Raw genomic sequence first — 26300 nt, forward strand, 5'->3', positions numbered from 1 at the left:
TTCGAGAGTGTTGATGAGATAGCGGTGAAGGGAGAAGAGATCACAAAGAGGTTCAAAGAGATCCTTGGAAGGATAGAGGAGATCAACAGCATGATAGAGAACACGGCGGCAACAGCTCAGGAGCAGGGAGCTGCGGCGGAAGAGATGGCGAGTGCCATGGACAACGTCACAAAGGTTGTGGAGAAAGTTGTGGAAAGTCTCTCGAGAATGGAGTCCCTCATAGAAAACCAAACCACTTCCTCTGCCAGGGTGAGTGAGGCGGCAGAGAGACTGTCTGATCTTTCTAAAAAACTCTCCGAGCTTGTGCAAAAGTTCAAAGTGTGAGGTGAAAGAATGCAGGCACGCTGGATCGGAAACATGATGTTTCATGTCAGAACAGACTCCAATCACGATGTCATCATGGATTCTAAGGAAGAGGCCGGTGGGAAGGACGCTGCTCCCCGGCCTCTTGAACTGGTTCTTTCTGGTCTCATGGGATGTACGGGAATGGACGTGGTATCCATCCTGAGGAAAATGAAAGTGGTCGACCGAATGAAGGATTTCAAAATAGAAATCGAGTACGAGCGAGCGAAAGATCATCCCAGAATCTTCACCAGGGTTCATCTGAAGTACATCTTCAAGTTCGATGGTGAACCTCCAAAGGATAAAGTCGAAAAGGCTGTTCAGCTTTCTCAGGAGAAATATTGCAGCGTCTCTGCCATTCTGAAGTGTTCCTCGAAGGTGACCTACGAAATCGTCTACGAAAGTTGAGGTGGAAAACATGTGGGAGTTCTACATGCCCACGGATGTGTTCTTTGGAGATCATATCCTTTCCAAAAGGGGTCCTGTAGTGAAGATACTGGGGAAAAGGGCTCTCATCGTCACGGGTAGAACATCTTCGAAGAAAAACGGCTCACTCGATGATCTGACAGATCTTCTGGAAAAGCTCGATATTTCCTATGTCGTCTTCGATGAGGTTGAGGAGAATCCTTCTTTTGTGAGTGTTGAAAGGGTAGCCGAAAAGTTCAGAGACGAAGATTTTGATTTCGTGGTGGGGCTTGGTGGTGGAAGTCCCATGGATTTTGCCAAGGCGGTCTCGGTTCTTCTGAAGGAAAAAAATTTCAACGTTGAAGACCTCTACGACAGCGAGAAGGTCAGAAGATGGCTTCCGGTTGTGGAGATCCCAACAACAGCAGGAACCGGCAGCGAGGTGACACCGTATTCTGTTCTCACAGATCAGGAGGGAAACAAAAGAGGATGCAGGTTGATGTTTCCCATCTACGCTTTCCTGGATCCCAGGTACACTTATTCCATGCCGGAGGATCTGGTCCTGTCAACGGGTGTTGATGCCCTCTCCCATGCCGTGGAAGGTTTCCTTTCCAGAAAGGCGACTCTTCCATCAGATGCCCTCGCCCTCGAGGCCATGAGACTCATCCGCAAACATCTTCCTAAAGCCATGAGTGGTGATGAAAAAGCCAGAAGGAAGATGTTGATAGCCTCCTGCCTTGCCGGGATGGTGATCGCTCAGACGAGTACAACCCTTGCTCACGCCATGGGCTATCCTCTCACCACGGAAAAGGGGATAAAACACGGAAGGGCAACCGGTATGGTTCTGCCGTTTGTTATGAACGTCATGAGAGAAGAAATCCCCGATCGTGTCGATGAAGTGAACAGGATATTTGGAAAAAGTCTGCTGAACTTTTTGAAAGATCTGGGTCTCTATAAAAGGATTGATGTTTCTCAGGAAGATCTGGAAAGGTGGTCCGAGAAAGCATCAAAAGCGAAACACGTGTCTAACACACCGGGGACTTTCACGAAAGAAAAGATCCTGATGATCTACAGGGAGGCCCTGAGTGTGTGAGGATCCTTTTTCTGTGTTTTCTTTTCACCCTGATGCTCTTTGTGAACCTGTATAGGTTGTTTCCAGACGACTATTATGATTACATCTCAAGTTATTCCGGTGACATAGATCCCAGGCTCATCCAGAGTATAATCTGGGTAGAGAGTAACTTCGACAGAGCCGCTGTGTCCTCAGCGGGTGCGTTTGGGTTGATGCAGATCATGCCATCGACGGCGATGTGGTTGAAAGAGAAGTTCGCTCTCACTCAGGACTACCAGAACCCGGAAGGAAACATACTCTACGGAATCGTTTACCTTCGCTTTTTGAGGGACATCTACGGTGATCTTGACAGGGCGATCATGGCTTACAACGTCGGGCCCGGCGCTTTGAATGATGGTAGATACATCGAGAGTGCACAAAGATATCTGAAGAAGGTGAAGAGGGTATATTTCATCTATCGTTTTCTCTATGGTGAGAGGTGATACAAAGTGAAAGTGACAACCGGTCGAGAGATGAAAGAAATCGATGAGATCACAATAAACGAATACGGTATGGATTCGAAGGTTCTGATGGAGCGAGCGGGCATCTCGGTTCTTCTTGCTCTGGAAGAGGAACTTGGAAACCTTTCTGGACGCAGATTTCTCGTTCTCTGTGGAGGGGGAAACAACGGGGGTGATGGATTCGTTGTTGCGCGGAACCTTCTGAATGTGGCCAGAGATGTTCTTGTTGTTTTCCTTGGAAAGAATAGAACACCTGACTGTGACTACAACTACAATCTCTACCTCAAATTTGGAGGAAAAATTCTTGATCGTTTCGATACTTCTCTTCTGAAAGAGTACGACGTGGTTGTGGATGCGATCTTTGGAACAGGGTTGAAGGGAGAGGTCACGGGTGAATTCGCAAAAGTGATAGATTCTGTGAACAACTCGAACACCTACGTTGTATCGGTGGACATTCCGTCTGGTGTGGATGCAGACACGGGAAAAGTCCTTGGAACCGCTGTGAAAGCGAACCTCACGGTGACTTTCGGAGCGCCAAAGGTGGGACACCTTATTTTTCCAGGAAGGGAATACACAGGAAGGTTGAAAGTTGCAAACATCGGACACCCTCTATCTCTTCTGGAGCCTCTCAAAAGGCATGTGATAACCAGAGAAATGGCAGTTTCGTTGCTTCCAGAAAGACCGAAAGATTCTCACAAAGGAACGTACGGAAAGGCGTTGATTATAGCAGGTTCAAAACTGTACTCTGGAGCTCCTGTTTTGGCTGGTATGGGGGCTTTGAAGGTGGGGGCGGGCCTTGTGACTCTTGTGGTGCCTTTTCCACAGAATCTGGTTGCAACATCCAACTTTCCTGAACTCATCTCCGTTCCCGTTGAAACGAAGAATGGATACTTCAGCGCTGAAAACGTGGAAGAGTGCTTGAAGATGGCGGAGAAGGTCGATGTGGTGGCTGTCGGCCCTGGACTTGGGAACAACGATGACACGAGAAGATTCGTCAACGAATTTCTGAAAAAACTGGAAAAACCCGTTGTTCTGGACGCCGACGGTTTGAACGTTCTAGATTTATCGATACTTTTGGAAAGGAATCATCCAACGGTGATAACACCGCATCCTGGGGAAATGGTAAGGCTCTCTGGTAAAACGATAGACGAGGTGAAGTACAACTACGGTTTCGCGGAAGAGTTCGCCAGAAAACACCGATGCGTCTTGGTTTTGAAATCAGCCACCACCATCGTCACAGACGGAGAAAATACATTCTTCAACACAACGGGTAACACGGGTCTTTCGAAAGGAGGCAGTGGGGACGTTCTGACCGGGATGATCTCAGGTTTCATGGCTCAGAAACTATCTCCTCTTGAGGCAAGCATTCTTGCGGTGTATTTGCATGGAATGGCGGCGGAGCTTTTCGAAGACGATGAAAGAGGTTTCACCGCCTCAGAGCTTTTGAGGCTCATCCCGAAAGTCATAAGGGGGCTGAAAGAATGAACGCTGTGGAAAAAATCGTCAGGGATCTTCTGAGCGAAAAAAGGATAACCGAAGCCCGCAATCTCCTCTCCCTCTTTCCTGGAGAGTTTCCTCACCTCGAACTGGAGGTAGAGTACGCTGCTCGAAACTGGAAAGCAGTAAGGAAAATCTATGAGTCTCTACCCGAAGAGTTGAAAGAAAAGTACGCAGAACACTACGAACATGCGACGAGTCAGTACAGCATAGACTATTCGAGAGAGGCAGAAGAAGCCTTGAAAGAACTCGAAAGAAAAAACGTCCAGGGAGCCATCTCCATCGTCGAGTCCATCGTGAAAGATTATCCTGAACTGGTCGAAGTCGTTGCGCTGAGATACAAACTCGCCAGACAGCGCAACGACAGGAAGGCAATGGAGAAGTATAGAAAGATTCTGACGGAACTCGATAGAACGCATCCTGTGCTTTTCGAAAATGGTCTTTCCAGTCGAAAAGCCGGTCTCTTTGAGATCCTGACCATATCTCTCCTTGTAGCCATCTTTCTTGTTTCCATTTTTGCTCTCTACATCGTTCCTTCGAGCGTAAAGGAAAAGGTTGGAGCGCCAGTGATCGAACAGGTGGTCGATGTAAAGCCTTTGGAGCAGCGTGTTGAAGATGTGCTGGCAAACATATCAGTTCTCGCTGAAAGCATGGGAAAACTGAACGATCTTGTTGAAGGAATGTTCACTGAAGTACAAAGCGACGTGAAAACTGTCTCTGAGGATCTCGAAAGCCTGAAGGATCTCCTGACAAACCTCAACAGGAAGCTTTCTCAAATAGAATCAGCACTGGGTGCGAGTTCAACCAGAGAGTCCACCCCTTCCGTGGTCTACGTCCCATTGAGGGAAAGTCGTATAGAGAGGGCAAGGTCTCTCTGGCTTCTCGGTTACATGTTCTACTTGAGAGGGGATTACGATGAAGCCATAAGGAGATTCGATCTGGCCATAGAAGAGATAGGAGAAGAAAACGTTTACTTCAAAGACGATGTCTATTACTACAGGGCGCTGAGTTACTACTTCAAAGGAGATCTCTTCACTGCAAAGAGACTCTTTGAAGACTTCATAGAGAAGTTTCCGGACAGTGAATACGCAGACGATGCCGAGTACTTCCTGAAGAGATTATGAAAAGCGCTGTTTTTTACAAAAGACTGGAAAAGTGTGATATCTGCCCCAGAACCTGTGGCGTGAATCGCCTGAAAGGTGAAAAGGGAGCCTGCGGTGTTTCTAACCGTCCCGTCGTTTCTTCATGGGGCCCTCACTTCGGTGAGGAAAGAATCCTCGTTGGGAATGGAGGAAGCGGCACGGTCTTTTTCACCTTCTGTAATTTGAGATGCGTTTATTGTCAGAATTACGAAATCAGTCAACTTGGTATGGGAAGAGAAATTACCATCGAAAAACTTGCAGAGATATTTTTGGAACTTCAGAACATGGGTGTGGAAAACCTCAATCTGGTGACTCCGACCCATCAGGTTCCCTTCATCGTTGATGCCCTTGAAAGAATAGAAAGGAAAATACCCGTTGTCTGCAACTGTGGTGGATACGAGTCCGTTGAAACGATCGATCAACTGGCAGGCTTTGTGGACATCTACATGCCCGATTTCAAGTACAGTGATCCGGAACTTGGTATGAAACTTTCAGGGGTCACAGACTATCCTCAGGTTGCCTTCGAAGCCCTGAAAGTTATGGTGAAACAAACTGGAGAACCCGTGTTGAAGAATGGTATCATGAAGAAAGGAGTTCTTGTGAGACACCTGGTCCTTCCTGGATACATCGAGAACAGCCTGGGTGTTATCGATCTGCTTTCAAAGATAGAACCAAAGCCTCTTGTGAACATAATGGCACAGTTTCGTCCAGAGTACCGTGCGCAAAAGTATGGCCTGGACAGGGGTATAACCCGGGAGGAATACCTGAAGGTAATTGAGTACGCACAAAAAAAGAACCTGAATCTCATAGAAACTGAGAGGTGGCTCAGGTGGTTGTAGTAGATTACGAAATAAAACCTCAGAGTTTTCCGTTCTTTCCTCTCGACTGGTCACAGATCTTTGGTAGAGAGTCGAAAATCGTCGTGGAGATAGGCTTTGGAAACGGCGAGTTCCTTGCGGAGATGGCAAGAAAACACCCCGAAAAGGACTTCGTGGGTTTTGAGGTTTCCATAACCTCTTTCGTCAAAGCGCAGAAGAAATTCAAAAACTACGGTTTGAAGAACGTGAAACTTGTGAAAGTGGACGGCAGATTCGGTCTGAGAGAACTTTTTCCCGACAACAGCGTAGAGAAGGTCTACGTGAATTTTCCATGCCCCTGGCCGAAGAAGGGGCACGAAAACAGAAGAATCACCAGTCATGATTTCATACAGACCCTCTCTGCTGTGCTGGAAATGGACGGTACCCTTGAGTTTGCAACTGATGAGGAATGGTACGCTAAAGAGGTGCACGAAGCTTTTGACACCTCCGAATATTTCGTAGTGGATTCCTTCGTGGAAAACTTTCAAAGGGAAGTGGAAACACGCTACGAGAGAAAGTGGAAGTCTCAGGGTAAAAGGACCTTCCTGATCATTGCACGAAAAGTAAAGCACGGAACGGTGAAAAGATTGCTGGAGGGGGAAAACACCGTGGCGCACGTCACTTTTGAAGGTACGGTTTCCTGGGAGAAACTGAAGAGTTTAGAAGGAAAGGTGTTCAAAAACAAAAACAAAGTGTTTGTTGTGAAAAGAGTCTATAGAGACGGCGGATACCTTTTGAAGGTGATCTCAACGGACGAGGGAGATTTTCGTCAGATTTACTATCTGGATCTTTCGGGGAAAAACGGAAGATGGGTTTTGAAACTGGACGATGGGTCCGATCCTTACAGAACTCCTGCCATAAAGTGGTCTCTCAGAAAGATCGCTGAAGAACTAACCACTTGAGGCCCTGTGGGATATCTCACCAACGATTTCATCGATGTACATCTTCAACTGCCTGTTTCCCTTGAGCAGGGAGTTTTTGACCTTTTTCACACTATCGGCGACCACAGGGTGGGACCTGTTGAACTTTTCCGCAATCGTCCTCAACGAACTCTTCAGATAGGTCTTTGCAATGTACATTCCTATTCTTCTGGCCATGAGTGCCTTTGCGTTCCGGCTGCTCGACAGAATCTCTTCCTTCGGAACATCCATCACCCTCGAGACGATCTCTATCAACTCATCGATGGGATCGAAAATCGGCTTTCTTTCGGGTTTTATGAAATCCTTCAAAAGTGCGATCGCCTCTTTCAGATCGACCTCTCTTCCCGTGGTTTCTTTGTAAACAAGAAGTTTTATTATCGCGCCCTTGAGTCTTCTCAGGTTGTCGTCCACATTCTCTGCAACGAAATCTAGAACCTCTTCTGGGAGTTCTCCCTCTTCAACTTCAAGCATTTTTCTTGCGATGCTCTTCCTTGTTTCCTTGTCGGGTGGCTCCAGCTTTGCAACGAGTCCCATCTGGAATCTGGAGATCAATCTGTCCTGAAACTCTTTCAACATGTGTGGTTCTCTGTCAGAGCAGATGACTATCTGTTTTCCCGAGTCATGAAGTTCGTTGAAGGTATGGAAGAGCTCTGTCTGAACTCCCGTTTTCCCTATGAGAAACTGAATATCATCTATCAGAAGAACGTCCACTTTCTTTCTATACTTTTCTCTGAACTCGGCAAGCTTTCCCTCTTTCATACTGTCGACCAGATCGTTCAGGAATTTCTCACTGGTGATGTACATCACTCTCAGATCAGGTTCTCTCTGAACGATGTAATTCCCTATCGATTGAAGAAGGTGTGTTTTCCCAAGTCCCACTCCTCCGTATATGAAGAGTGGGTTGTACTTTCCCGGGTGTTTTGCAACTTCCAGTGAGGCGTGATAGGCAAAGGAATTCCCCGGACCAACAACGAAATTCTCGAAAGTGTAGGCAGGGTTCAACGGCGTGAGAAGAACCGCTTTTTTCCTCACAAGAGGCTCACTGTAAGATGTGTGCGAGTCAAACGATTCATAGGTCAGTTCATAAGTTGCATCGTGCCCAAGAACCGTCTTCACCGCTCTTGAGAGCACCGAACGATACTTCTTCTCCAGCCACTCTTTTATGAAGAGATTCCCCACGGAGAAGATGACCTTGTTCCCCTCTATCGTTTTCACTTCGAAAGAGTTGAACCAGAGTTCCCAACTTTTTCTGTTCACTCTGGTCTTTATTTCCTGGAGTATTCGCTCTTTCATTCTGGGAAACCCCCATACAAGGTGTGCCAGGAATAATTATCCAACGAACAGGTTTGTCAGGTCAACAGAGAAAAAGAAACAGATCTGAAAAAATTCTAAAGGGGTGGAAGCCCACCCCTTCTTCCTCACTCTTCAACGCTGATAGCACCGGTGGGACAGCTATCAGCAGCGTCTTTCGCACAGGGAAGGTCAGTTTCAGGTTGGAGGACCTTGGCCTTTCCATCGTCACCGAGCTGGAAGACATCTGGACAGAGGTTTTCACAAACTCCACAACCGATGCAGGCATCTGCGTCGACCTTTACCTTCATGTTTCGCCCCTCCTTGGAAAGTTTTCGTACATTGTCTATTATATCATCGAAATGGTCACTTCGTATATTTTCTTCAATCTCTTCAAGAAGTCCTCCACAAAGGACACAAGATCGAAACCATCCTCGAAAAACCTGTCGTAACTGATCCTCAAACTGAGGAACGTTCTTCCCTCAGGATTTTGAGCCGGCTGAATGTTCTCCTTTTTCCTGAGAAGGACCCCTATTTCGTGAAGCAGTGAAACGTGGTCCTTTTCGACCCAGTCCGGCAAATCAAGGAACACATCTATTCCTTCGTTTCTCAGGATCAACTTGAGTTCTGAGTTCAAAAGATTGAGAAGCTTTTTCAGATCTTTCTCCGATACTCTCTCCTGAAACAGGAAAAATTCTTCACTTCTTACCCTCTCTTGAAGGAATATCTTCTGAAGCCACGTTTCATCGCCAACTGACCGCAAAACTTTCACTCTCAACGGCATACGGAAGATTCCTGAAGAAACCGAATCCACTTCTTTGAAGAGCTTCCTGTAGAACGAAAGTAGGGTGTCGGGAACGTCCGCAGACACCCGGTATATACACGGTTCTCTGTCGAACGGATCTTCAACGGAGAGGTTCAAAAGTTTCCTGCCGGATACGTCCATCATGAGAAAAAGACTTGGAAATCGGTGTCTTTTCACCCTCAGCAAGAACACGTGGAGATGAACGTTGTCGAGTTTTTCCTCGTATTCCTTCAAAGGGTTTACAAAAGAGATCTCTTCCAGAATAGACTCCATTTCTTCCTTCACGATAAAACCACCACCGCATCCTTACCGTACATTCTTCGGGCTTCTTTTTGAAAATCCTCGTTGTGGAATCTGGAGAGCACAAAGAGGATCCTTCTTCTTGCAAGGGGAACGTCTGTATGACCGTCCGTGAAAACGATCGTACCTTCCGCCTTCAACACCCGCTCGGAGTAGTCGACAGCCGGTTGAAGGTCGGTACTTCCACCACCCACGATCTCCAGATCCCGCCAGTTTCCCGATCTGTACCTGACAACGGAGGTCACATTCTTGTCAACTTGAACGAGCCAGACCTCTTCTTTCAAAATGCCTGCGATTCTCTCCAATTCCGATACGAACTGATTCAGTTCCCTTTCCACGACGCTCCCACTCGTATCGATCACCACCGCCACTCTGGGAAGATACTCGCTTTTCCACCCTGGAAGGTGATCGTACCTTCTGTTCGGTCTCAATGGTGTGGTGTACCGCTCCGCCTTTATGGAAACTCCGAAGAATCTCCGGATGAGGGTCTTCCAATCGAGTTCAGGGTTTTCCAGCAAAAGCTGAACTTCCCTTTTAACTCCAGAGGGAAGTGAATCTCCGAAGATGTTGAAAGCTTTTTTGGTCCTGTCTTTCGTGAGTTCCAGAATCATTTCAACCGGAACGTCCTCTTCGAACAGTCCTGAATGATCGTCCACACCTTCTCGAAACTCTGAAATCACTTCTATGTCGTATCTTCCAAGCCTTTCCATCTCATCAAGAATCCACCTGTGGTAGGTTTCTGCGCTTTCGAACATCATCTGCTCGGGTGGCAGAACGAACAGTGTGTCGTTGTCCACGGAATGGCCCTCTTTGACCAGAATGTCGAGTGGAACACCGAATGCTGCAAGTTCAGGAATGTACTGGTTGATGGCAGCGTCCATGGCAAGGTCCCAAATTTTTCTGTCTCTTTCATCTTTTGGTTTTATTCGAAAGTGCTGGAAGATCACGTGCATGACCTCATGCAACAGGAGAGCCTCAACCATTCTCACATGCTTTTTCTCCAGAACTTCAGGATTGTAGAGCAACATCACGTCTCCTGTCGTGGAAAAGGAGATCTTCAGGTTCCTGATGGACTTTGATGGAACGATCTTCATTCCAAGGAGAACGTAGTAATAGAATGGGGATTTTTTCCCCAGATTCAAAACAGCCTTTTTCAGCAGTTCCTCAGGTTTCATATTTCACTCACCATTTTTCGAAGTTCTTCTTTTTCCACCATCTTTTCCAGAATTTTATCGAAGAGATCGGATTTTTCACCATCTTTCTGGGATTCATCGACTATGAACCTCAGAATGCCATAGAAAGATTCCTTTGGGACTCTTTCAGCGAGTTTTGAAAGGTTTTCTGAAATGACGTTCAAATTCCTCTCAAGAGTGGTTCTGTCTGTTTTGTTCAGAAAGTCCACAATCCTCAAAACGAGGGTGTTTGTCGCATGGACATCGTCCATATCTTCCATTTCACCTTTCAAAAGAACACGTTCCACAGAGGGCACTCGCGTTTTCTGGAAGAAGGAGTCGTAAAAGGCTTTCGCTGCCTCCGGGCCCACGATCCCCGCGGCCAGGACGTATCCGTACTTTTCCTTTTCCTCTTCTGTGAGAGTCTTCAGAACGTTCGAAAGTTTGTACCAGCTCCTCGGAGAAGGTTTCAGAGATGTTTTCAGGGAGAGACTCTTCTCAGGAAAGAGAAACTCCGGATAGTTTTTGATGAAACCCCTCACTTCTTCTGAAACATCGTTTTCTCTTGCCCATTCCAGCCACTCCGAAACATCCGGATTGACCTCGAGTATGAAAAACCTCGATATGAAAGCGGGATCTGTTATGAGATCCGCCTGGTCGTATTCTTCCTCCGGTGGGTTCATGGCTGCCATGATCCAGGTCCCTTCTGGAAGAACATGGTTGTGTATCCTTCGGTCTATGAGAAGCTGCATGATCGCATTCCTCACCGAACGATGCGCTCTGTTTATCTCGTCCAGAAAGAGGAGGGTGTTTCCGTCCTCTGGCCACCAGTCTGGCCTCAAAAACACCGTTTTTTCCTCAGATCGTGCAGGAAGCCCTATCAGATCTCCTGGTTCCATCTGCGAAAGAACCAGTATGATCAGTTTTCTACCTGTTTCCATTGCGATGTCCCTTGCGATATCTGTCTTTCCAACCCCGAAGTGACCTACCAGAAGTGGAATCTCTCCTGCCAACATGATTTTCTTTGCCAGAAACTTTGCTTCTTCCACCTTCACGCTTCCACCTTCCTTTCCTCATCAATGATACCACGTTTGATATCATAGGAAAGGGTGATGAAAATGAGCGTTCTGGGAATTATCCTCACGGTTGCTGTCGTTCTTTTCATCGTTTTTCTTGCACTCTCGGAGAAGAAAAGAGAGATAACATCGGATCTTGTCTGTCAGGCTGTGAGAAAACACTACGAGAAGAAGAAATACCAGATCGTTCAGAAGACAGTGAACGGCTGCGAGCTGTTTCTGATAAAAAAGGGTGTTAGAAGATTGATCGTTGCGGTTGGAAATGTGAACTTCGATGTTGTGAAGGAGATCCTCTACACCGCGTATGTGAACAGGGTGCGCGATATAAGAGTGGTTTATTCTTCCATTACAAAAGAATCTCAGGAGGCCTTTGAGAGGATGAGGAAAACTTTCAAAGTTCATAGAACGAAGGTGAAAAGTGATGACATACGTCGTTTTGATTCTGTTGTCTATTAGTCTTGCTTTCATCTGGTTCTTTCTCAGAGGAAGAAAGAGAAACGAAAGATTAAAATCTCTTCTGAAAGCCGGCCTGAAGAACCCCTATCTATTCGAAGAGTTCGCAAGGGAATATCTTCGGGAACACGGTTTCAAAACGGTGAGGGTGACTCGCAAAAGCAAAGACTTTGGTGCAGACATCGTCGCAAAAAAGCGCGGAAGAACCGTTGTTTTTCAGGTGAAACTGAGAAGTTCTGCCGTAGAAAAGGGTGTGGTGAAAGAACTCGTGGCGGCTGCCTACATCTACGGTGCCGTTGAAGTGGGTGTGTTCACCAACGGTGAGATATCACAGGGTCTTGAAAAGGAACTGAAAGCCATCGAGTCGGCAGGAGGGTTCATAAAGAGGGTTCATGTTGTGGAGAACATCACTCCTGAGGAACTCTGAAGCGCACGATCCAGATGTCTGGTTCACTCCCTTTTTCGTACACAGAGAAGGCCACTAACTTTCCATCCTCAGAGAACGCAGGATAGAACGCATCGTAAGGGATGTTCTCTGTTAAACACCAGATTTTCCCACTTTCTAAATCTTTTGCGTATATCCTGAAAACACCGTCCCTGTTCGAGGAGAAGATCAGGTAATTTCCAAACACGTCCGGATCGAACTCGTTGTAGGGGCTGTTTTCCAGAGCCGTCACTGTTCCATCCGGAAGGAGTTCGTATATTCCAAAGTCGGACTCTTTCAAACCAACGAAAACGATTCCATCTCTGCCTTTGACGGGTGTGAAAACCCAGTCGAACAGAAGATGGTACGTCTTTTCCCTCATCGTTACGAGATCTTTCACAACGAGATGATTTGAGGTGGCATCCTCCTGAACGTACACCACCGTGTTTTCGTCGAGCCAGTTGGGATTGTACGCTGCAAATCTACCCCGTGAGATGAGTTTTATCTTCGAGGAATAATCGTTTGAGATCGGCATGTAATATATACCCCAGTTTCCATGGAGTGAACCCTGAAAGAGCAGGTACTTTTGATTCGGGGATATCCTCGGAAAGTACTCGCTGCTACCGTACACAGGCAGGGGAAGAAGTTTTTCATTTTTCCTGTCGATCAGAAACAGGTTTCTGTTCCCGGAAAGCCTCTCTGAGGAGAAAACAAAGTACTCACTGGAGAAGTCGCTGTACTCGTCGAGGGCAGGATGATACGTGAGGCGAAACACGTCTGGAAACTCATCTTTCGAAAACAAATAGAAAGAGACCTTTTCAAGGGGAAAAGAGGCACACTCCATCACAAAGTCTCTGTAATACTTGTATCCCTTTGGATCGTACTCGTATCTTACCGTTTCATCTTTGTACTTCCACTCTCCAACGTACACATTGCTTGTTGCGTTGTACGAAAGGAAAAAAGCCATCGAGAACGTTGCTGTTGCCGAATTGGTAACGGTTGCCTCTTCTGGGAGAAGTTCAAATATCTTACTTTTCACATCCATCAAAACAGACGAGGCCTGGTCTGTGCTGAACAGGCTTAAATTCAAAGTTACAATCGCGAAAGAGAAGAGAGGTATAATAGCAAAGATCGAAAAAAGAGTTTTTTTCATCTTTGTACCTCCGGAGGAGATACTTTGTTTGAAAGCGCCCTTGTTTCCTTTCTGATCTTTATAATAGTATACCTCTTCATCGTCTTAGAAAAACACCACAGAGCGGTTATCACTATGTTGGGAGGAAGCGCCACACTCTTTCTCGTGTTCAAAGATCCTATCGAAGCACTTGTCAGGTACGTGGACTTCAACACCATATTTCTCTTGATAGGCATGATGATCTTCGTTGCCGTTACGAAAAGAAGCGGTCTGTTTCACTTTTTGGGATTGTACTCTGTGAAACTTTCCAGGGGAAATGTGTTTGTTTTCTTTCTTTCGATCAATTTTCTTGTGGCCCTTCTTTCATCCTTCCTGGACAACGTGACAACGATCCTCGTGTTTGTACCAGTTACACTCGTGGTTTGTGATACGGTGGACCTCGATCCGGTGCCCTTTGTAATATCCGAGATCATCTCTTCGAACGTGGGTGGAACCGCCACGATGATAGGAGACCCTCCAAACATCATGATCGCCTCGGCGGCAAAACTTCACTTTCTGGATTTTGTTCTCAACGTGGCCCCTGCTGCCATTCTGGTGCTCTTCGCTGTGATGGGATTTCTCTCGATCGTCTACAGAAGGGTTATCTTCAAGAAGGTTCCAACAGAGGTGGTCAAAGGATTCGATCCAAAAAGGACTATTGTAAACAAAAAACTCTTCTATCTTTCCATAACGCTGACGGTTCTTGTCCTTGTTCTTTTCTCTCTTCAAAAGGTGCTCGGTCTGGAGAGTTTCGAGGTGGCTCTGTTTGCCGGGTTCTTCTCTCTTGCTTTTCTGGACAAAAAAGAGATAGAAAACGTTTTAAAGGAAATCGAATGGGGTGTCATTTTCTTCTTCATAGGTCTTTTTCTTGTCGTCGGCGGACTGGAAGAAACGGGTGTTCTGGAGAAGATATCGGCCCTTGTTTCCAGGATGTCGAGCGGGAAAATGGAACGTGCTCTGATATCCGTTCTGGGGATATCTGGCATCAGTTCGGCTTTCGTCGACAACATCCCGTTCACGGCCACGATGATCCCGGTGATAAAGAAACTTGCGATCCTCTCACCGGAGACCTTTTCTGACCTGGAACCTCTCTGGTGGGCTCTTTCTCTGGGAGCGTGCCTTGGGGGAAACGGCACCCTGGTCGGAGCGTCTGCGAACATCATAGGAACTTCACTGATCACAGATAGAAAACACATCACGTTCTGGGATTATTTCAAAGTGGGTTTTCCTGCGCTCATAATCAGTCTTTTAGTTTCGGGGGCGTACCTTTTGCTCAGGTATTGAGGTGATACGATGAAGGTGAAGGACGTGTGCAGATTGATCTCTCTGAATCCAACGATCGTGGAAGATGATGCACTCATAGAGGAGGTCATCGATAAAATACTGGAAGATCCCATCACGAGAACCGTATACGTTGTAAGGGATGGAAAACTCGTTGGCATGATTCCGGTTCTTCATCTTCTGAAGGTAACGGGGTTTCACTTCTTTGGATTCATTCCGAAGGAAGAACTCGTTCGCTCTTCCATGAAAAAACTGGTAGCAAAGATCGCCTCCGAGATAATGGTACCTCCTGTATACGTTCACCCGGACACGCCAGTAGAGGAAGCCCTAAAGATGATGATCGACAACAACATACAGGAAATGCTTGTTCTGAATGAAGAAGGCGAAATAATAGGAGATCTCAACTCCCTCGAGATTCTCCTTGCTCTGTGGAAGGAGAGAAGAGAATGATCCTGGGAAACTGTCTCATACTGAAGGATTTTTCTTCTGAACCGTTCTTTGGAGCCGTTGAAATAGAATCAGGGATCATAAAGCGGGTAATTCAGGGAAAGGTAGAAGTCGACGTGGACCTTTTTGGAAAGATGATCATGCCTGCCCTTTTCAACACGCACACACATGCTCCAATGACCCTTCTGAGAGGAGTGGCAGAAGATCTCAGTTTCGAGGACTGGCTGTTTTCCAGGGTCCTTCCCTTGGAGAACAGACTGACGGAGAAGATGATTTACTACGGCACGATACTTGCACAGATGGAGATGGCAAGGCATGGAGCAGCGGGCTTTGTCGACATGTACTTTCACGAAGAATGGGTTGCAAAGGCGGTCAGAGACTTCGGTATGAGGGCAGTTCTCACACGTGGCCTTGTCGACGATCATGGAGACGACGGAGGACGTCTCGATGAAAACCTGAAACTCTACAGCGAGTGGAACGGATTCGACGGAAGGATCCTGGTTGGTTTCGGACCACATTCGCCGTATCTGTGTTCAAAGGAGTACCTGAAAAGGATCTTCGATGTTGCAAAATCCCTGGATGCTCCCATAACCATTCATCTTTACGAAACGTCGAAGGAAAACTACGATCTTTCAGAGCTATTGGATCTGGGCATGAAGAACGTGAAAACGATAGCTGCCCACTGCGTTTATCTTCCAGAAGAACACTTTCGTTCGTTGAAGGATCTGCCCTTCTTTGTCTCCCACAATCCCGCCAGCAATCTGAAACTCGGAAACGGCATTGCTTCCGTCTGGAAGATGATAGAGCGTGGTGTGAAAGTCACACTCGGAACGGATGGATCTGCGAGCAACAATTCTCTGAACCTCTTCTTCGAAATGAGACTTGCCAGTCTCCTTCAGAAAATGGAAAATCCACGCAGGATGGATGTGGAAACGTGTCTGAAGATGGTAACGATCGAAGGGGCAGGGGCGATGGGTTTCAAGAGTGGAAGACTGGAAGAAGGATGGAACGCCGATCTTGTGGTGATCGACTTTGAACTTCCAGAGATGTTTCCCTCCAGGTACCTCAAGTGTCATCTCGTTCATTCCTTCTCCGGAAACGTCTTTGCCACCATGGTGGCAGGAAGGTGGATCTATTACGATGGAAAGTACCCGACGATAGACGAGAATGAAGTGAAGAGAGAGTTGAAGAGAATCGAAAAAGAACTCTACTCTTGAAGTGCTTTCTTTATCCTCCTTTCGAGCATCTCTATTCTTTCTTTCATCTCCTCGAGGTTTTTCAAGGTTTCCCTCAAATACATTCTTCCTCGTGGTGTGATCCTGTACACTTTCCTGGGAGGACTGACCGTTGTGTCCCATTCGGTTTGGACAAGACCGCCCTCTTCAAGACTTGCCAGCATACGATAAATGCTTCCCATGTGGCCGATACCGGGTATCTCTACTCCGAAATCCGAAAGTTTCTCTGCGAGTTCATATCCATGTGAGGGTTCTTCTGCTATAAGCAAAAGGAGGACGCTAGCCAGCCACCATCCGTGAAATCCTCTTCCGCCTCGAAACCTCATCTTTCTATCTCCTTTCTTGCAACACACCAGAGTCTTCGACTGTAGTCGGAAACAGGAGATTTGTTCAAAAGGTCATCGTAAAAAGAAAATATGAAACCTGCTTCTCTCAGAGCACTCGCTATCTCTTTGATTTTATAACCTCTTTCCCTGTGTATCTCATCGAATCTTTCCCAAAAATTTCCCTCTTTCCTCTCAAAAACCGTCACGTAGAAAGTGGCAATGGAATCTTCCAGATCGAACTCTATATCCTGAACTTCAAAAACGTTCGAGCTGTCCTGCTGGATGTACACTGGACCTTCTTGACTTGCCATGAACAGACCGTATATGGTGTTCATGTCGAAAAGAAAATACCCACCTGGTTTCAGCGCGTTCCACACACCCTTGAACGTTTTCTTCAAATCATCATAATCAAGAAGATAGTTCAAACTATCGAACCAGCATGTGACTATGTCGAATTCTTCCTGAAAATTCAGGTTCTTCATATCCATCTCCAGAAAAACAACGGGCACGTTTTCTCTCTCTGTCCTTTCCACAGCGAACTTGAGCATCTCAGGTGACAGATCTATCCCCACCACTTCGAAACCCTGCTTTGCAATCTCCACAGCAAACGTACCTTCTCCACATGCTACGTCCAGTACTTTTTTTCCGGAAATGTGGAAGTTTTCAAGAATCCTGGTGAAATTCTTTGCGATCCTCCTTGAAAACATCGTATAGGGTCCTTCGTGAAACACACGGGCAAATCTCCTGTAAATGTCTCTTCCCTCCTGTAAACGGCGTTCTATGCAAAATCATAACACAAAACCGCATGGTAAAATCTTTCGGGAGGGTGAGACGATGCTGAACATCTATTTGAAATCGAAAATTCACATGGCAACGGTAACGGGAAAAAAGCTGTTCTACGAGGGAAGTATAGAGATAGATGAAGAGTTGATGGAAAGGGCCGGTATCAGCGAAGGAGAGATGGTACTGGTGGTGAACGTCAACAACGCAGAAAGGTTTGTAACGTATGTCATAAAAGGGAAGAGAGGAAGTCGGGAGATAAATCTGAACGGAGCAGCAGCAAGGCTCGCCGAAGAGGGTGATAGATTGATCATCATGGCCTTCACTCTGAGTGAAACACCTGTGAAGCCCAAAACGATAATTTTGAACGACAAAAACAAGATCGTTCAGGAAAAATGAGAAACATGAGAATAGAAGTAACGAAAGAAAACTTCTACAGAAGACTGGACAAGTTTTTGAGAAACACACTGAAAGATCTTCCCCTTTCCACCATCTACAAGCTCATAAGGAAAGGGAAGGTATACGTCAACGGAAAACGGGTGAGGGATCCTGGATTCGATCTGGAAGAAGGAGACACCGTTGAGATCAAATACGTGAATCTGGAAAATCTCCCCAAAAGATCCGATAAAAAAGATCTCACACCAGTCCCCATGAAACTCGATATAATTTACGAAAACGACAACTACCTTGTCCTGAACAAACCGCCGGGAATTGCCATACACCCTGGAAAAGGTGTGCACGTTGCCACACTGATAGAAGGACTCCTTTACTACGGACAGACGAAGGGGTTCGAACCTTTCTTAGTTCACAGACTCGATAAAGACACATCCGGACTTCTTGTGGTGGCCAAGAGCAGGGAAGCTGCAAGGGTTCTCACAGAGATGTTCAAAGGAAGAAACGTGGAAAAAGAGTATATCGCACTCGTAAAAGGAGTGCCTGAGAACAACTTGAAAATCACTATTCCATTGGATGGACAAGAAACGGTCTCCGAGATCGTTTCGGTGAAACCCCTGAAGAACATCTCTCTTCTCAGAGTGAAAATCCACACTGGAAGGAAGCACCAGATAAGAAGACACCTTTCCCAAATAGGGTTTCCCGTTGTGGGCGATGATACTTACGGTGACAGACAATTCAACAGAGAATTCAGAAAAAAGTACGCCCTGAGAAGGCATTTTCTTCATAGCTATCGTATGAAATTTTTCGACCCATGGTCTGAGGAAGAAAGAGATTTCAGAGCACCTCTCACAGAAGATCTTCTCAACGTTTTGTCTCTTTTGGAAGAGAGGAGTGGTGAATGGTTAGAAGAGTTTCTTTCTTGATCTTTCTTTTCTTCCAGTTTCTCGTATTCCCGATGGAGGTTCTGTTCAACGAATACAACCACACAGGAATTCTTTCTTCTTCGAAGAAGATCTTCCCTTTCGAAACTACGAGGGATATAGAACCGTTCAGGGCCTTTCTCGAAACGATCTACATGCCGCCGGATGTTCGAGGAATCACATTGGATCTTCCTGAAAGCACCGTTCTTGTTCTGGACAATGGTGTGACGATCGGCACCGATGCAGGTGACATTCGTGTTCCAGAGGATGTATTCAACGATCTTCTAAGCAGTACCGATTGCACGTTTGTTTATGATGTCTTTCCCGTTGAGGTCTTTTCGCTGGACAGAGTCGTTGTGAAAGAACCTATCACCAGAGAAAAACTATCTTATTATCTTTCCTTCTTCTTCGATGAATTTGAAGTACCAAGAAGAATAGAGGGTGCAATCGATGTCATGCCGAAACCTCCAGAGGTGGAATATTCGAGGGTAGATCACCCTCTCGTCGGAACGGTTGTTTTTCTGAAGGTGACAGACGATTCCACCTTCACCGTTTTCTGGAACGGAAATCCCGGTAGTCTGACGTTCCATACTTCAGAGTCCACAAGGGTGGTCGTCGAAGTGAAAGATTCACTGGGTTATACCACGGAACTTTCACTTACCACGTCTTCCGCTTCTTACGAAATAAGGACGTTTCAGTCCCTTCTCGAATTCGGTGATACTCTCTTTTTGCCTTTTTACGTTGACTGGTACGATCCTGTAAGTGGTCGAAAGATCAACACTTTCACTCCAAAGTTCCCTGGCACTTACCACCTCATCGGCCACGACAGAAACGGCAACTTCATGAGATTGAGGGTTCTGGTAAAGGATACCTCACCACCCGTCATTGTCTCACCTGAGGTGGTGAAAGACGCTTCTTCTTTCACCGTAAGGATCTTTTGCGACGGGAAAGAAGTAGAAGAGATTCCCCCTGGTTATCACACCGTGTTCGTGGAGGCTGTGGACAACTTTGGAAACGCGAGCAACGCTTTCTTTGTGACGGACCATCCGCACATCGTAAAAGTTTCTGAACGACCCGTTTTGATATACTTCGGACCGAAAAGAAAAATCGAACTTGATGGTCTTTCGATAAAGGGAAGCGTGGTCTTTGGATGGGCGAAGGAACACTGTGAGGTGAGAATAGGTGGAGAGACTTTCAAGATTGAGAAGTAGACTTTATCTCATGTTTCTGTTGAGTTCCCTCGTCTTTCTTGTAGCCTTTCTTCCCGAAAGGATAGCGTCGGACAAAGAAGGGATGCGATTTTCCTTTCTTTTCGACGACATGATCGACGAAAAACGGGTGGTTCTTTTTGACCTTTCCAGTGAAAAGGGGATATCCGAGAGTGCAGAAATCGTGATTTTGAAAGGAGAACCCACCTTCTGGACACCAGAGACCCTTGCGGAAAAACTCAGGGGGAAGCTGGTTGGAATCGTGGAGTTCGATTCATCGTACGACTTTGCAAGAAAAGTTGCCCTCTTGAAGGGTGATGGGCTCTTCTTTCGCATTCACACGGTGAAACCTGAAGAAGTAGAAAAACTCAAACTGGACGAAGATGCCCTCTTTCACAGGTACAAAAGAGCAGTTCTGGAAAGAAGTGTGGAGGTACTCTGGATAAAAGACATCGCCTGGAAAGATTCAATCGTTAGAAGACTTTCTGAGTACTTCAAAGAAAGTGTGGTGCCGTTTCCCGCTCTTTCCCAACCGGCACTTTCTTTTCCACGATGGATCTTTCTGATTCCACCGCTTTTTCTGATCGTCTCTTACAATCCACTTTTCTTGATCGTTGTTGTCGTACTTTTTTTCTCAAAAGAATGGTTCGTGTCCCTTCTTTTTTCACTGGGAACGCTGACGGCTTATCTTGTTACAGAAAGAAAGTGGCTGAAGGTGTTGAACATCTTCCTACTTTCCCTTTCATTGTCTCTCAGCCTCAGTGATTTCTACCACCTCAATGGAGTACTGGAGTTTCGCGGTGTGAAACTTTCTCTTGTTCTTCTTCCTGGCTTTCTTTTCCTCAAAGGTCTGTGGGAAAACAGAAAGAACTGGAAAAAATATCTCCCCCTTCTCTTGTTTGCCGTTCCGGTAGGTTTTTACTACATCGTGCGTTCTGGAAACGCAGGATGGGTTCTGGGATTGGAAAGAAAGATCAGAGACTGGATTGAAGGTGTTTTGGTAGTCCGGCCTCGTTTCAAGGAGATCATCTGTTATCCTTTCTTCTGGCTGGAAGGTTTCAGGGAATACGATTTTCTTAGGGAAAGTTTTGGAAGTATTGCCCTTGTATCCATGTTCAATACCTTCTGTCACATCAAAACACCCGTTCTGGTATCGATCTACAGGAGTTTTCTTGGAGTCGTCATAGGTTATGCCGTGTTCTTGTTCCTGAAGAGAATTTTAAACCGCCTCTTAACTTCCAAATAATCACCAATTCACAAACCGCTGTTATATTCTAGGCATAAAGATGCAAAACAACAAACACCTCTGTCCCCGGGGACAGAATGGGTTGTTACTTTTCAAGTTTTGATCTTCACTTTCTTTGATCCTGCGTGTCAGGGATGATAATTATACCATGAATATCATCCACATTCAAGAGGAGGTGTTTCCATGACGATCGAGGAAATCAAGAAGATCATCGAGAAGGAGAACGTCCGCTTCATCAGACTCCAGTTCACCGACATCAATGGAATTCTGAAGAACGTGGAGATAACCCCAGAAATTTTCCTCGACTCCTGGGAAGATGGGATCATGTTCGATGGTTCCTCCATCGAGGGTTTTGTGAGAATCGAAGAGTCAGATATGTACCTCAAGCCCGTCCTCGACACTTTCGCCGTTCTTCCATGGACGGTCGATGGTGCAAAGAGCGCCAGAGTCATCTGTGATGTCTACACCCCGGATGGTACACCTTTCGAAGGCGATCCAAGATACCGACTCAAGAGAATGATGGAAAAGGCAAAAGAACTCGGATACACACCGTACGCAGGTCCTGAGATGGAGTTCTTCATTCTCCCCATCAACGAAAAGGGAGAACCCATTCCTGAATTCCTCGACCACGGGGGTTACTTCGATCTTCTTCCTCTGAGCAAAGCCGAAGAGATAAGAAGAGACGTTGCCATTGCCCTTGAGAAGATGGGAGTGATCGTTGAAGCCACGCACCATGAAGTTGCTCCCTCCCAGCACGAAGTTGATTTCAAGTACGATACCTTCCTGAAAACCGCCGACAACGCCCAGACCGTGAAACTCGTGATCAAAACAATGGCAATCTTCCACGGCTACTACGCAACCTTCATGCCCAAGCCCTTCTTCGGTGTGAACGGATCTGGTATGCACGTTCACATGAGTCTCTTCAAGGGCGACCAGAACGCCTTCTACGATCCGAACAAACCCCTCGAACTCTCCAATGATCTCAGATACTTTGTTGGAGGTATTCTGAAACACGCAAAGGCACTCGCTGCTGTTACCAATCCGACGGTGAACAGTTACAAGAGGCTCGTTCCTGGATACGAAGCACCAGTTTACATCACCTGGTCCGTTGGGAACAGAAGCGCTCTCATCAGGATACCGAAGGCAAGGGGAAAGGCCACAAGACTGGAGTACAGATCTCCCGATCCATCCTGTAACATCTACCTGGCATTCGCCGCCATCCTCGCTGCCGGACTCGACGGTATCATTAACAAGATAGAACCACCAGAACCCGTCGAGGAAAACATCTACCACATGACTCCAGAAAGAAGGAAAGAACTGAACATAGACTCTCTCCCTGGAACGTTGCAGGAAGCCATTGAGGAACTCAAGAAGGACGATGTTATAATAGATGCGTTGGGAGAACACATATTCGAAAAATTCGTGGAGGCTGCCGAGAAGGATTGGAAAGAGTACAGCACCTACGTTACAAACTGGGAGTTGCAGCGCTACTTGTATCTCTGATCGCGATCGCTTGCGCTGGAATCCTCGAAACAAAGAGGATAGCGCTCAATATGAACCCCATGAGAGGTACGATCAACGAGGGTGTCATCACCCTCGTTGATTCTTTAAAAAGGGAGATCGTATCCATAGATTCCAACTCAAAAAGTATCATATCCAGATTCACAGGTTTTTCCTACCCTGCCTGGGGAATGTACGTTGAGGGAAAGTGGTATGTCACCGACATGTTCGAAGGAAAATTCATAGAAATCTCCTCAGAAAACAGAAGACGGGAGATCACCCTGGGTGGAGATCCCACCACTTTTCTCTACCACAACGGCATCTTCTACATCTCTCTCTTTTCTCAGGGAATTCTTGTGGGAGTGGACAGAAGAACTTTCAGGGTGGTGGAAAGGTATCGCACGGGAGTTTCCAGCACCTACTTTGTTCCTACAAAAAAGGGGATTGCCTACCTCTGTTACTGGAAAGATGACGATGAACCTGATGTGATCTACCTTCACCGTGGAAACATGGACTCCGTTCGTCTGGGACTTGCCCGTCCTCTACGTTACATAGAAGGAGCAAGCGGTGATTACGTCCTTGATTACAGAAACGGCTGGCTTGTTAAACTGGTCAATGGAAAAGTTGTCTGGAAAAGAAACCTTCCGGATTTTGCCTATGGTATCTCGTTCCACAGTTCTGATCTGGCAATTTCTAGCCTTGTTTCTCCAGTTATCTCCGTTGTTGACAGAAACGGAAATGTGAGACAGATCAGTGTGCCACATCCCGTTCTTTACCTCGAGGAGGTTGGAGACTACCTGGTGGCACTCTCCGTGGAGGCAGAGGAGATATATCTGATAAAAAACGACAGAGTGGTACAAACGGTGAAAACGGGAAAATACCCCCTGAAGATCTTCAAGATCTCAGAGAGAGAGTTCGCCGTTCTCTGCACTGACTCTGGAGAACTCATCTTCTACACGGTTTACTAATCCTTTTCCAGAGTTACCAGATTCACCAAAAGGTTGTAGGAAAACCACACATCGTCCAGTTCAAAAAACTGAGGCTTTTTCGTCTTTGCATCTTGGTACACCATAATTCCTTCTTTGTACGGAATGACCGAGATGATCTTTTTGTAAGGAATCCTGTAGCTCCTTGTTTGTCCAACGAAATACAGATTTTTGTTCGTGAAGACAAGAACGCCTTCATCGACGTGGGTTAACTCTGTTTTTTCAACAGGATTTCCTTTGAAACCTCCTACCCTGTAGTAAACACCACGTGCGATCTTCACACTGAAACCAGAATATCCTCCCACGTATTCTCTGCACTTTCTCATCTCGTAGTTGCCAACGTTCTGGAAAACCCACACAGGAACTTCTGACTTTCCAAGAATGACTGGAACAGGTTCATAGAACTGCTCTATCTCGCCGTGCATCACCTTTCTCAGCAATCTTCCTTTCATGAATTTCGTGTACGAATCTTTCCCGGCCAGCCTGTCCACAGAAAGCCCCGTTTCTTTTATGAAACGAACCAGTTTTTCTTCCTCCACTTCATCCAAGTTGCCATCGTCCAGAAAGTGATCTACCATTTTTCCCCAGACCGTCGTGAGGACATCTTCCACATCTTTTTCCGTCCTGAAGTGATTCTGAGCTATTTCAAGAAGTTGACCTCTGAGAGATCGAAAGTTTCCTGTTGTGAAGGCTTTTTCGGCAAGATTCAGCATCTTTTTCCATCCTTCTTTGTAAATCATCTCACATGCTTTGTGCTTGGTTCTCAAAAAGCCAGCAGGTTTTCCACAGTATTTGCATTTGCCCAAGCTTTTCACCTCGCTATTCAACCACAATCTTGCTGCAGACCTTCATTCTCAGTCCTTTGATTTCCAGCGTGACTCTCAGGAAGTAGGCCTGATGAAATCCCGCGGGTTTTCCAGGAGGTACTCCAACCAGCAAATCTTCTTTTTCTTCTACGTTCTTTCTCAACCAAACCGTTTCTCTGAAATCTTTGCTCTTCGATATTGTAAACCGTAACTCCGCATCTACGATCTCTGGACTTTTCTCAACCGAGATCTTTCCATCTTCATAGAAAAACCTTACTTCCGGCAGTCTTGGATACAACTTGAAAAACGAAGAGATCGTCTCCACAATCTCTTTTACATTTTTCAGGTTGTGTCTGTCGTTTGGGGAGTAGAAAAGGAAGGTCTCCCCTGGCAAGTCGTCCACGTAGAGATTTGCTGAGTCGAGCGTCCAGTATTCGTCGTTTGTGCCGAGTACAAGAATCTTAGGAAGACTAAGCCTCAACCTCATAGCGTACGGATCGACTATTTCGAGAAGATCTTTCCCCCGTTTACTTTCTATCAGATCCAGGAGTCCTCTTTCCTGATAATCCTTCAGTTTTTCGCTGTAAGTGCCGTAGTACTCTTTTTGATGAAGAAGTTGTACCTCTATGTTCAGATTGTCGTACACCATAGGAACAATGGCAAAAACCCGTGGATCGAAGATACCTGCAAGGTAGGTGGTCCATCCTCTCTTTGAAGCACCAGAAACCATGAATCCCTTTATTTCAAAGTTTTTCTTTTCCAGAAAATCCTGTGCCGCGTCCATGGCTCTTATCACACCGTAGGTCATGGGGACAAGGAGTGGAAGGAACGGATCGGGTTTTTCGAGATACATCCTGAACGTCTCTGCAATCAACGCATCTTCTCTGAGACCAAAGATCGGTTGATTGGGAACATCACCCACAACCACGAAGGGAGACTCAAACATTCTCGCCACCCACAGGTACTCAAGAACATCCTCCAGAAACGCCCTGTAATAGGCTTCATTTTCCTCCCTTCTGCTTCCACCCGTTATCAGCAGGAAAGCACGATCTCTGTATCTTAGATTGGGTGGAAGAATGATTCCCACCCTGTGAAACCACTGGACCTCCTGCCACTTCATACCGTACGACTTGAGAACGTATATTTCCTCACCCTCTTGAGTGGTGGTTGAAATCTTGGTTTCATAAATTGGAGCGCCTCTTTCTCGTGTGAGAACGTCCAGAGGATGTACAGCAAAGATTATGGTGGTGAAAATCAGGATCATCAAACTTGCTGCTTTTCTCATACTTTCCCTCCTCATAATGTATAATTGAATTGATTTCCATCTTTTACTTTGGAAGGAGTTTCTGTGTTCAGAGTTCTTGGTTGGATCAACGTGGGTCTTTTGATTTTCAATCTTTTTCCTTTTTTCGTGAGGGTCATATATAAACTGAAAAGAGAATCTCGCCTTCTATTCCACATGATGAATATAGCAAAATACTTCAGAAAATACCACAAACTTTCAGGGTTAGTGTTGATCGTTCTTGGTTTTGTCCATGGATATCTGGCTCTGGGTGGATACATCTACTTCCACACGGGCACACTTTTGTGGATTCTCATCACGACCATGTTTCTGATCTACCTTCTTGGAAAACTGCGTTTTTTCAGAAGACACTGGATTATCTTTCACAGATACCTCGGTGTTTCTCTTCTGGTGTTCCTTCTGCTTCATCTTTTGACCCCATGGCTCTTTTAAGGAGGGAT

29 protein-coding genes and 1 pseudogene are annotated in these 26300 nt (G+C 46.1%); 20 read left to right on the forward strand and 10 right to left on the reverse strand.

What is annotated here, in order from left to right:
* From AS006_RS05400 to trmB, 8 genes and pseudogenes are all read left to right on the forward strand, one after another.
* Positions 1-324, forward strand: a pseudogene (locus tag AS006_RS05400) (methyl-accepting chemotaxis protein); the annotation flags it as partial.
* 9 nt (positions 325-333) lie between these two features.
* Positions 334-750, forward strand: coding sequence for an OsmC family protein (locus AS006_RS05405; protein WP_101513349.1), 417 nt, complete (start codon positions 334-336; stop codon positions 748-750).
* A 10-nt stretch (positions 751-760) separates the two neighbouring features.
* The gene (locus AS006_RS05410) at positions 761-1840 is read left to right on the forward strand and encodes an iron-containing alcohol dehydrogenase family protein (RefSeq protein WP_101513350.1); all 1080 of its coding nucleotides are present in this window, start codon (positions 761-763) and stop codon (positions 1838-1840) included.
* A complete protein-coding gene (locus AS006_RS05415; protein WP_101513351.1) occupies positions 1837-2301 on the forward strand; it encodes a lytic transglycosylase domain-containing protein in 465 nt (154 codons plus the stop codon). The genes AS006_RS05410 and AS006_RS05415 overlap by 4 nt, the downstream gene beginning before the upstream one ends.
* A gap of 30 nt (positions 2302-2331) precedes the next feature.
* A complete protein-coding gene (locus AS006_RS05420) occupies positions 2332-3804 on the forward strand; it encodes an NAD(P)H-hydrate dehydratase (protein ID WP_101513725.1) in 1473 nt (490 codons plus the stop codon).
* A complete protein-coding gene (locus tag AS006_RS05425) occupies positions 3801-4940 on the forward strand; it encodes a tol-pal system YbgF family protein (RefSeq protein ID WP_101513352.1) in 1140 nt (379 codons plus the stop codon). Before AS006_RS05420 ends, AS006_RS05425 begins: the two co-directional genes overlap by 4 nt.
* Positions 4937-5797 carry a radical SAM protein gene (locus AS006_RS05430; RefSeq protein ID WP_101513353.1) on the forward strand — a complete coding sequence of 287 codons (861 nt, stop codon included), beginning with the start codon at positions 4937-4939 and terminating at the stop codon, positions 5795-5797. The genes AS006_RS05425 and AS006_RS05430 overlap by 4 nt, the downstream gene beginning before the upstream one ends.
* Positions 5788-6717, forward strand: coding sequence for a tRNA (guanosine(46)-N7)-methyltransferase TrmB (trmB, locus tag AS006_RS05435; protein ID WP_101513354.1), 930 nt, complete (start codon positions 5788-5790; stop codon positions 6715-6717). Before AS006_RS05430 ends, trmB begins: the two co-directional genes overlap by 10 nt.
* Here the strand turns inward: trmB and dnaA are convergent.
* The 5 genes from dnaA to AS006_RS05460 form a co-directional block, all read right to left on the reverse strand.
* Positions 6706-8028: a chromosomal replication initiator protein DnaA gene (gene dnaA / locus AS006_RS05440; RefSeq protein ID WP_101513355.1), complete on the reverse strand. Its 1323-nt coding sequence runs from the start codon at positions 8026-8028 to the stop codon at positions 6706-6708. The two genes, trmB and dnaA, sit on opposite strands and share 12 nt — an antisense overlap.
* A gap of 125 nt (positions 8029-8153) precedes the next feature.
* On the reverse strand, positions 8154-8336 hold the full coding sequence (locus AS006_RS05445; RefSeq protein WP_038067923.1) for a ferredoxin: 183 nt from the start codon (positions 8334-8336) through the stop codon (positions 8154-8156).
* A 38-nt stretch (positions 8337-8374) separates the two neighbouring features.
* Positions 8375-9115: a DUF4895 domain-containing protein gene (locus AS006_RS05450; protein WP_101513356.1), complete on the reverse strand. Its 741-nt coding sequence runs from the start codon at positions 9113-9115 to the stop codon at positions 8375-8377.
* Positions 9112-10305 (reverse strand): VWA-like domain-containing protein, encoded by a 1194-nt coding sequence (locus AS006_RS05455; protein WP_101513357.1) that lies wholly within the window; start codon positions 10303-10305, stop codon positions 9112-9114. Before AS006_RS05455 ends, AS006_RS05450 begins: the two co-directional genes overlap by 4 nt.
* Positions 10302-11357, reverse strand: coding sequence for an AAA family ATPase (locus AS006_RS05460; RefSeq protein ID WP_101513358.1), 1056 nt, complete (start codon positions 11355-11357; stop codon positions 10302-10304). Before AS006_RS05460 ends, AS006_RS05455 begins: the two co-directional genes overlap by 4 nt.
* Before the next feature lie 63 nt (positions 11358-11420).
* Here AS006_RS05460 and AS006_RS05465 point away from each other — a divergent pair, with 63 nt between their 5' ends.
* Together AS006_RS05465 and AS006_RS05470 are read left to right on the forward strand one after the other, a co-directional pair.
* Complete coding sequence (locus AS006_RS05465) at positions 11421-11834, forward strand: hypothetical protein (protein WP_199167419.1); 414 nt, start codon at positions 11421-11423, stop codon at positions 11832-11834.
* On the forward strand, positions 11800-12258 hold the full coding sequence (locus AS006_RS05470) for a restriction endonuclease (RefSeq protein ID WP_101513360.1): 459 nt from the start codon (positions 11800-11802) through the stop codon (positions 12256-12258). The genes AS006_RS05465 and AS006_RS05470 overlap by 35 nt, the downstream gene beginning before the upstream one ends.
* Here the strand turns inward: AS006_RS05470 and AS006_RS05475 are convergent.
* Entirely contained in the window at positions 12239-13408 is a 1170-nt protein-coding gene (locus tag AS006_RS05475) for a PD40 domain-containing protein (protein ID WP_101513361.1), read from the reverse strand. The genes AS006_RS05470 and AS006_RS05475 overlap by 20 nt on opposite strands.
* A 24-nt stretch (positions 13409-13432) precedes the next feature.
* Here AS006_RS05475 and AS006_RS05480 point away from each other — a divergent pair, with 24 nt between their 5' ends.
* Genes AS006_RS05480 through AS006_RS05490 form a run of 3 tightly spaced genes read left to right on the forward strand, consistent with a single transcriptional unit; the run spans position 13433 to position 16371 of the window.
* Positions 13433-14710, forward strand: a complete 1278-nt coding sequence (locus AS006_RS05480; RefSeq protein WP_101513362.1) for an ArsB/NhaD family transporter — start codon at positions 13433-13435, stop codon at positions 14708-14710.
* 9 nt (positions 14711-14719) lie between these two features.
* Complete coding sequence (locus tag AS006_RS05485) at positions 14720-15157, forward strand: CBS domain-containing protein (protein ID WP_101513363.1); 438 nt, start codon at positions 14720-14722, stop codon at positions 15155-15157.
* Positions 15154-16371: an amidohydrolase gene (locus AS006_RS05490; protein WP_101513364.1), complete on the forward strand. Its 1218-nt coding sequence runs from the start codon at positions 15154-15156 to the stop codon at positions 16369-16371. The genes AS006_RS05485 and AS006_RS05490 overlap by 4 nt, the downstream gene beginning before the upstream one ends.
* Here AS006_RS05490 and AS006_RS05495 read toward each other — a convergent pair.
* Both AS006_RS05495 and AS006_RS05500 read right to left on the reverse strand, forming a co-directional pair.
* Entirely contained in the window at positions 16362-16715 is a 354-nt protein-coding gene (locus tag AS006_RS05495; protein ID WP_101513365.1) for a PadR family transcriptional regulator, read from the reverse strand. The two genes, AS006_RS05490 and AS006_RS05495, sit on opposite strands and share 10 nt — an antisense overlap.
* Positions 16712-17446, reverse strand: coding sequence for a bifunctional 2-polyprenyl-6-hydroxyphenol methylase/3-demethylubiquinol 3-O-methyltransferase UbiG (locus tag AS006_RS05500; RefSeq protein ID WP_233185657.1), 735 nt, complete (start codon positions 17444-17446; stop codon positions 16712-16714). Before AS006_RS05500 ends, AS006_RS05495 begins: the two co-directional genes overlap by 4 nt.
* Before the next feature lie 103 nt (positions 17447-17549).
* On the opposite strand from AS006_RS05500, the gene panD reads away from it, so the two are divergent.
* The 6 genes from panD to AS006_RS05530 all read left to right on the forward strand — a co-directional run bounded on the left by panD (position 17550) and on the right by AS006_RS05530 (position 23733).
* Positions 17550-17894, forward strand: coding sequence for an aspartate 1-decarboxylase (gene panD / locus AS006_RS05505; protein ID WP_101513366.1), 345 nt, complete (start codon positions 17550-17552; stop codon positions 17892-17894).
* A gap of 5 nt (positions 17895-17899) precedes the next feature.
* Positions 17900-18814 (forward strand): RluA family pseudouridine synthase, encoded by a 915-nt coding sequence (locus AS006_RS05510; RefSeq protein ID WP_101513727.1) that lies wholly within the window; start codon positions 17900-17902, stop codon positions 18812-18814.
* Positions 18790-20022 carry a hypothetical protein gene (locus tag AS006_RS05515; RefSeq protein WP_101513367.1) on the forward strand — a complete coding sequence of 411 codons (1233 nt, stop codon included), beginning with the start codon at positions 18790-18792 and terminating at the stop codon, positions 20020-20022. The genes AS006_RS05510 and AS006_RS05515 overlap by 25 nt, the downstream gene beginning before the upstream one ends.
* A complete protein-coding gene (locus AS006_RS05520; protein WP_199167421.1) occupies positions 19994-21265 on the forward strand; it encodes a DUF5693 family protein in 1272 nt (423 codons plus the stop codon). Before AS006_RS05515 ends, AS006_RS05520 begins: the two co-directional genes overlap by 29 nt.
* Positions 21266-21448: 183 nt before the next feature.
* Positions 21449-22768, forward strand: coding sequence for a type I glutamate--ammonia ligase (gene glnA / locus AS006_RS05525; RefSeq protein ID WP_101513368.1), 1320 nt, complete (start codon positions 21449-21451; stop codon positions 22766-22768).
* A complete protein-coding gene (locus tag AS006_RS05530; protein WP_101513369.1) occupies positions 22708-23733 on the forward strand; it encodes a hypothetical protein in 1026 nt (341 codons plus the stop codon). Before glnA ends, AS006_RS05530 begins: the two co-directional genes overlap by 61 nt.
* Here the strand turns inward: AS006_RS05530 and AS006_RS05535 are convergent.
* Both AS006_RS05535 and AS006_RS05540 read right to left on the reverse strand, forming a co-directional pair.
* Positions 23730-24557: a hypothetical protein gene (locus AS006_RS05535; protein ID WP_101513370.1), complete on the reverse strand. Its 828-nt coding sequence runs from the start codon at positions 24555-24557 to the stop codon at positions 23730-23732. The genes AS006_RS05530 and AS006_RS05535 overlap by 4 nt on opposite strands.
* A gap of 13 nt (positions 24558-24570) precedes the next feature.
* Positions 24571-25842 (reverse strand): PhoPQ-activated pathogenicity-related family protein, encoded by a 1272-nt coding sequence (locus AS006_RS05540; protein ID WP_101513371.1) that lies wholly within the window; start codon positions 25840-25842, stop codon positions 24571-24573.
* A gap of 63 nt (positions 25843-25905) precedes the next feature.
* Here AS006_RS05540 and AS006_RS05545 point away from each other — a divergent pair, with 63 nt between their 5' ends.
* The gene (locus AS006_RS05545; protein ID WP_101513372.1) at positions 25906-26292 is read left to right on the forward strand and encodes a hypothetical protein; all 387 of its coding nucleotides are present in this window, start codon (positions 25906-25908) and stop codon (positions 26290-26292) included.
* The last annotated feature ends 8 nt before the right edge of the window (positions 26293-26300 follow it).

The organism is Thermotoga sp. SG1 (assembly GCF_002865985.1).
In the GTDB taxonomy this organism is placed as follows: Bacteria; Thermotogota; Thermotogae; order Thermotogales; family Thermotogaceae; genus Thermotoga.

Excerpts from the sequence above, each read along its gene's own strand:
- AS006_RS05405 (WP_101513349.1), top strand. The coding sequence starts at position 334 with ATGCAGGCACGCTGGATCGGAAACATGATGTTTCATGTCAGAACAGAC.
- AS006_RS05410 (WP_101513350.1), top strand. The coding sequence starts at position 761 with ATGTGGGAGTTCTACATGCCCACGGATGTGTTCTTTGGAGATCATATC.
- AS006_RS05420 (WP_101513725.1), top strand. The coding sequence starts at position 2,332 with ATGAAAGAAATCGATGAGATCACAATAAACGAATACGGTATGGATTCG.
- AS006_RS05425 (WP_101513352.1), top strand. The coding sequence starts at position 3,801 with ATGAACGCTGTGGAAAAAATCGTCAGGGATCTTCTGAGCGAAAAAAGG.
- AS006_RS05430 (WP_101513353.1), top strand. The coding sequence starts at position 4,937 with ATGAAAAGCGCTGTTTTTTACAAAAGACTGGAAAAGTGTGATATCTGC.
- dnaA (WP_101513355.1), bottom strand. The coding sequence starts at position 8,028 with ATGAAAGAGCGAATACTCCAGGAAATAAAGACCAGAGTGAACAGAAAA.
- AS006_RS05445 (WP_038067923.1), bottom strand. The coding sequence starts at position 8,336 with ATGAAGGTAAAGGTCGACGCAGATGCCTGCATCGGTTGTGGAGTTTGT.
- AS006_RS05455 (WP_101513357.1), bottom strand. The coding sequence starts at position 10,305 with ATGAAACCTGAGGAACTGCTGAAAAAGGCTGTTTTGAATCTGGGGAAA.
- AS006_RS05465 (WP_199167419.1), top strand. The coding sequence starts at position 11,421 with ATGAGCGTTCTGGGAATTATCCTCACGGTTGCTGTCGTTCTTTTCATC.
- AS006_RS05470 (WP_101513360.1), top strand. The coding sequence starts at position 11,800 with ATGACATACGTCGTTTTGATTCTGTTGTCTATTAGTCTTGCTTTCATC.
- AS006_RS05475 (WP_101513361.1), bottom strand. The coding sequence starts at position 13,408 with ATGAAAAAAACTCTTTTTTCGATCTTTGCTATTATACCTCTCTTCTCT.
- AS006_RS05485 (WP_101513363.1), top strand. The coding sequence starts at position 14,720 with ATGAAGGTGAAGGACGTGTGCAGATTGATCTCTCTGAATCCAACGATC.
- AS006_RS05490 (WP_101513364.1), top strand. The coding sequence starts at position 15,154 with ATGATCCTGGGAAACTGTCTCATACTGAAGGATTTTTCTTCTGAACCG.
- AS006_RS05495 (WP_101513365.1), bottom strand. The coding sequence starts at position 16,715 with ATGAGGTTTCGAGGCGGAAGAGGATTTCACGGATGGTGGCTGGCTAGC.
- panD (WP_101513366.1), top strand. The coding sequence starts at position 17,550 with ATGCTGAACATCTATTTGAAATCGAAAATTCACATGGCAACGGTAACG.
- AS006_RS05510 (WP_101513727.1), top strand. The coding sequence starts at position 17,900 with ATGAGAATAGAAGTAACGAAAGAAAACTTCTACAGAAGACTGGACAAG.
- AS006_RS05515 (WP_101513367.1), top strand. The coding sequence starts at position 18,790 with ATGGTTAGAAGAGTTTCTTTCTTGATCTTTCTTTTCTTCCAGTTTCTC.
- glnA (WP_101513368.1), top strand. The coding sequence starts at position 21,449 with ATGACGATCGAGGAAATCAAGAAGATCATCGAGAAGGAGAACGTCCGC.
- AS006_RS05540 (WP_101513371.1), bottom strand. The coding sequence starts at position 25,842 with ATGAGAAAAGCAGCAAGTTTGATGATCCTGATTTTCACCACCATAATC.